At 72.2% G+C, this 4,473-nt stretch carries 3 protein-coding genes; all 3 read right to left on the minus strand.

Annotation, left to right across the window (positions count from 1 at the left end):
• Positions 1-1,971, minus strand: a 1,971-nt coding sequence (locus tag ACKOB8_RS06975) for a vWA domain-containing protein (RefSeq protein WP_526376489.1), incomplete at its 3' end; no start/stop codon positions are given.
• A complete protein-coding gene (locus ACKOB8_RS06980) occupies positions 1,964-3,343 on the minus strand; it encodes a sigma 54-interacting transcriptional regulator (RefSeq protein ID WP_526376490.1) in 1,380 nt (459 codons plus the stop codon). The genes ACKOB8_RS06975 and ACKOB8_RS06980, both read right to left, overlap by 8 nt.
• A gap of 112 nt (positions 3,344-3,455) precedes the next feature.
• Positions 3,456-4,473, minus strand: a 1,018-nt coding sequence (purH, locus tag ACKOB8_RS06985; RefSeq protein ID WP_526376491.1) for a bifunctional phosphoribosylaminoimidazolecarboxamide formyltransferase/IMP cyclohydrolase, incomplete at its 5' end; no start/stop codon positions are given.

Genomic DNA, 4,473 nt, shown 5'->3' on the forward strand with positions numbered 1-4,473 from the left:
CCGCAGGTAGTCGCCCACCACCGCGGCGCCCAGCCCGTCGAGGTCGGGTTCGACCACCCGGCCCTCGACCCGGCGGGCGACCTGGTCGATGAACCGGGCCAGGCCCGGGTCGTCGCCGAGGCGGAAGATGGTGACCTGGGCGCCCAGCCGCGCGACCTCGTCGAAGCCGCGCACGGTGTGGGCGATGGTGCGCGGGTGCGGCGGGTAGTCGAAGAACACCGACGGTCCCCGGCCCCGCCCGCCGGCGCCCTCCAGGTGGGCGGTGGGTTCACCGTCGGTGACGACCAGCACCACCGGCTGGGCCGCCGGGTGGCGGCGCAGGTGCCGGCCGGCCAGGGCCAGCGCGTGGTGCAGGTTGGTGCCCTGCTCGTAGACGCCCTCCAGGCCGGTCAGCTCGGCCGCGCTGACCGTGCGCGCGTAGCGCCCGAACGCGATGATCTGCAGCGCGTCGGAGCGGAATCGGGTGCTCACCAGGTGGTGCAGGGCCAGCGCGGTGCGCTTCATCGGCAACCACCGGTTCTCCATCACCATCGAGAACGAGGTGTCCACCAGCAGCGCCACCACCGCCTGGGTGCGGGTCTCGGTCTCGGAGACCTCGACGTCCTCGACGGCGATCCGGATCGGGCCGCCGCGCTGCCCGGCGCCCGCCCCGCGCAGCACCGCGTTGGTGATCGTGCGGGTGACGTTCCACGGTTCGGTGTCCCCGAACGACCACGCGCGCGTCGCCCCGGTGAGCTCCCCGGCCGCCCCGGCGCGGCGGGTCTCGCGTTCGCCGTGGCGTCCCGAAAGCTGTTGGGCCACATCGCGAAGGGCCGCCTGGCCGAGCTGGCGCATCGCCTTCGGCGACAGCCGCCACGTGCCGTCCGAGCCGCGGTCCAAGAAGCCCTGGTTCATCAGCGCGCGCTCCAGCTCGGCCAGCGTGCGCGCGTCGACGGCCGCGTCGTCGCCGAGCTGGCGGGCCAGCGCGTCGAGGTCGACGTCGTCCATCGTGGCGCCGGCATAGCTCTGCGAGAGCTGCTCGGCGAGCTGTTCGAGTTCGGCGATGTCGGCCAGCGCCTGCGCGCCCTGGCCCATGCCCAGCGGGTTGTCCCCGGAGAACTCCGAGGAGCCGTCCCAGTCCTCGCCGGGCCGGGCCGCCCGCAGGTGCGAGTCCAGCCGGCCCAGCGCGTTCATCAGCTGCGGGGAGCCGAACGCCTGCTGGGCCAGCGCGTCGAGTTCGGCGCGCTGCTCGGCCGACAGGCTGTTGCGGAAGCGCTGGGCGGCCGCGGCCCGCTTGGCCAGCGAGTCCAGCAGCTCCTCGACGTTGCGCGGGTTCTCCGGGAAGTACTGGCCGTGCTTGGCCATGAACTCGCCGAAGTCCTTGTCGGTGTCCTCGCCGCGGGCGTGCTTGTCGAGCAGGTCGTTGAGGTCGTCGAGCATCTCGTTGACGGCCTGGCGGTCGGAGTCGGTGGCGTTCTCCAGCGCCTGCTTCATCCCGGCGAAGCGCTGGTCGAGCATCTCGCGGCCGAGCAGGTCCTTGATCTGCTCGTACTTCTGGCGGGCTTCGGGGCTGCGCCAGTCGTACTCGGAGAGCTCCTGCACGGCCTTGGCCGGCGAGGCCGGCAGCGACTCGATCTGCATCTCGGCGAACCGGGCGTCGTCGTCGAGCGCGCGGGCCAGTTCTTTGCGTTCAGCCAGCACCGCCTCGTCGAGCAGTTTCTTGATCTCCTGCAGGGTGCCGTCAAGGTTGTTGCGCGACAACAGATCACGGCGTCTCTTGTTGACCTCGGCGGCCAGCCGGTCAGCGCCCCGCATGTTCTTGGTGCCGCGGCGCAGCATCTCCGAGAGCGCCCGGCGCGGCGAGGAGCCCTCCATCACGTCGCGGCCGATCTGCTCGAGCGCCTCGCGCAGGTCCACCGGCGGGGCCAGCGGATCGGGGCCGCCGGTGTAGGAGGAATACCGCGAGTCATGGCCGCGGCGGGGTTTAGCCATAGACCGTCTCGCCGGTCTCGGTGTTCTTGTCGATCTTCTTGGCCAGATACAGCGCCTCCAGCGCCAACTCCAGCGCGGCGGCCCGCTCCCCTTCGGTCGTCGCCCCCAGGCGCTGGGCGATCGCGTCGATCACCGGCAGCGGCGGCAGCGCCAGCAGCACCTCCTTGGCGGAGATCTGCTCGCCGGTGGTCACCGCGGACTGCTCCACCGCGGTGACCAGCGGGCCGACGTCGATACCGCCGAGGGCACGCTGGGCGGTGTCGGCGGTCGCCCGGCGCAGCAGGTGCTCGAGGATCGCGGCCTCCCGGCCCTCCTCACCGGACTCGAACTCCAGCTTGCCGCGCAGCACGTCGATGACGGTGCCCAGGTCGACCACCCGTGCGACGGCCTCGTCCTCGCCGAGCAGCGCGTCGCGGTGGCGCGCGGAGGCGGCCACCGTCTCGGCGGCGGCGATGGCGAACCGGGCCGACACCCCGGAGCGCTGATCGACCGCGCTGGACTCGCGCAGCAGCCGGGCGAAGCGGGCGACGATCTGCAGCAGGTAGGCCGGCACCGCGGCGGTCAGGTGCGCCTCCTGCTCGATCACCCCCACCTCGGCGTCCAGTTCGCGCGGGTAGTGGGTGCGGATCTCGGCGCCGAATCGGTCCTTGAGCGGGGTGATGATCCGCCCGCGGTTGGTGTAGTCCTCCGGGTTGGCGCTGGCCACCACCAGCACGTCCAGCGGCAGGCGCAGCGTGTAGCCGCGGACCTGGATGTCGCGCTCCTCCATCACGTTGAGCATCGAAACCTGAATGCGCTCAGCCAGATCCGGCAATTCGTTGACCGCGACGATGCCGCGGTGCGCGCGCGGGATCAGCCCGTACGCGATGGTCTCCGGATCACCGAGGGTGCGGCCCTCGGCCACCTTGATCGGGTCGACGTCGCCGACCAGATCGGCCACGCTGGTATCGGGGGTGGCCAGCTTCTCGGTGTAGCGCTCGCTGCGGTGGCGCCAGGCCACCGGCAGCGCGTCGCCCAGTTCGGCCGCGCGGCGGATCGACTCCGGGGCGATCGGGGCGTAGGGGTGCTCGCCGAGTTCGGCGCCGGCGATCACCGGGGTCCACTCGTCGAGCAGGTTGGCCAGCGAGCGCAGCAGGCGGGTCTTGCCCTGGCCGCGCTCGCCGAGCAGGACCACGTCGTGCCCGGCGATCAGGGCCCGCTCCAGCTGGGGCAGCACGGTGTCTTCGAAGCCGAAGATGCCCGGCCACACGTCGTCCCCGGCGGCCAGGCCGGCGATCAGGTTCTCCCGGATCTCCTCCTTGACTCCGCGCTGGCGGTGTCCGGAGGCGCGAAGCTCGCCGAGGGTCGTCGGCAGACCGTCAGGTGGGTGCACGCCCTCCACGCTACGGCTGCGGTCCGGCCCCCCGCCGAGCAGACGCAAACTCGCCATAATTCCGACCCAAATGGGGCAGTTTGCGTCTGCTCGCGGGAGAGGCTCGCGGGAACTAGTGCGCGAAGTGCCGCGCGCCGGTGAGGTAGAGGGTGATTCCGGCCGCGTCGGCGGCCGCGGTCACCTCGTCGTCGCGCACCGACCCGCCCGGGTGCACGACGGCCCGCACGCCGGCCGCGGTCAGGGTCTGCAGCCCGTCGGGGAACGGGAAGAACGCATCCGAGGCGGCCACCGCCCCGGCCACCCGCGCCCCGCCGCGCTCGACCGCCAGCCGTGCCGCGTCGACCCGGTTGACCTGGCCCATGCCGACCCCGACGGTGGCGCCGTCGGCGGCGATCACGATCGCGTTGGACTTCACCGCCCGGCAGCTGCGCCAGGCGAACAGCAACTCGGCCAGCGTCGCGTCGTCGGCGGCCGGTCCGGCGGCCAGCGTCCACGCCGACGGGTCGTCGCCGGGAGCATCGAGACCGTCGCGCTGCTGGAGCAGCAGACCGCCGCTGATCTGACGAAGCTCCACCCCGCCGACGGCGGGTTCGGCGGCCAGCAGCACCCGGATGTTCTTCTTGCGGGCGAGGATCGCCACCGCACCCTCCTCGTAGGCGGGGGCCACGATCACCTCGGTGAAGATCTCCGCGACCTGCTCGGCCATCGCGCAGGTCACCTCGGTGTTGGTCGCGATCACCCCGCCGAACGCGCTCAGCGGGTCGCATTCGTGGGCCTTGCGGTGCGCGTCGGCCACCGATTCGGTCGAGATCGCGATGCCGCACGGGTTGGCGTGCTTGATGATGGCCACGCAGATCCGCTCGTGGTCGAACGCCGCCCGCCACGCCGCGTCGGCGTCGGTGAAGTTGTTGTAGCTCATCTCTTTTCCGTGCAGCTGCTGCGCCTGGGCCAGGCCCGGCCATCCGACATCGTCGCTGTAGAGCGCGGCGCGCTGGTGCGGGTTCTCGCCGTAGCGCAGCAGCGACGAGCGCCGCCAGCTGCGTCCGAACCAGGGCGGCAGGAAGTCCGGCGCATCACCGTGCTCGGGTGCGAGCACCGACCCCATCCAGCCGGCCACCGCGAGGTCGTAT

Source organism: Mycobacterium sp. (assembly GCF_046091765.1).
Classification (GTDB): Bacteria; Actinomycetota; Actinomycetes; order Mycobacteriales; family Mycobacteriaceae; genus Mycobacterium.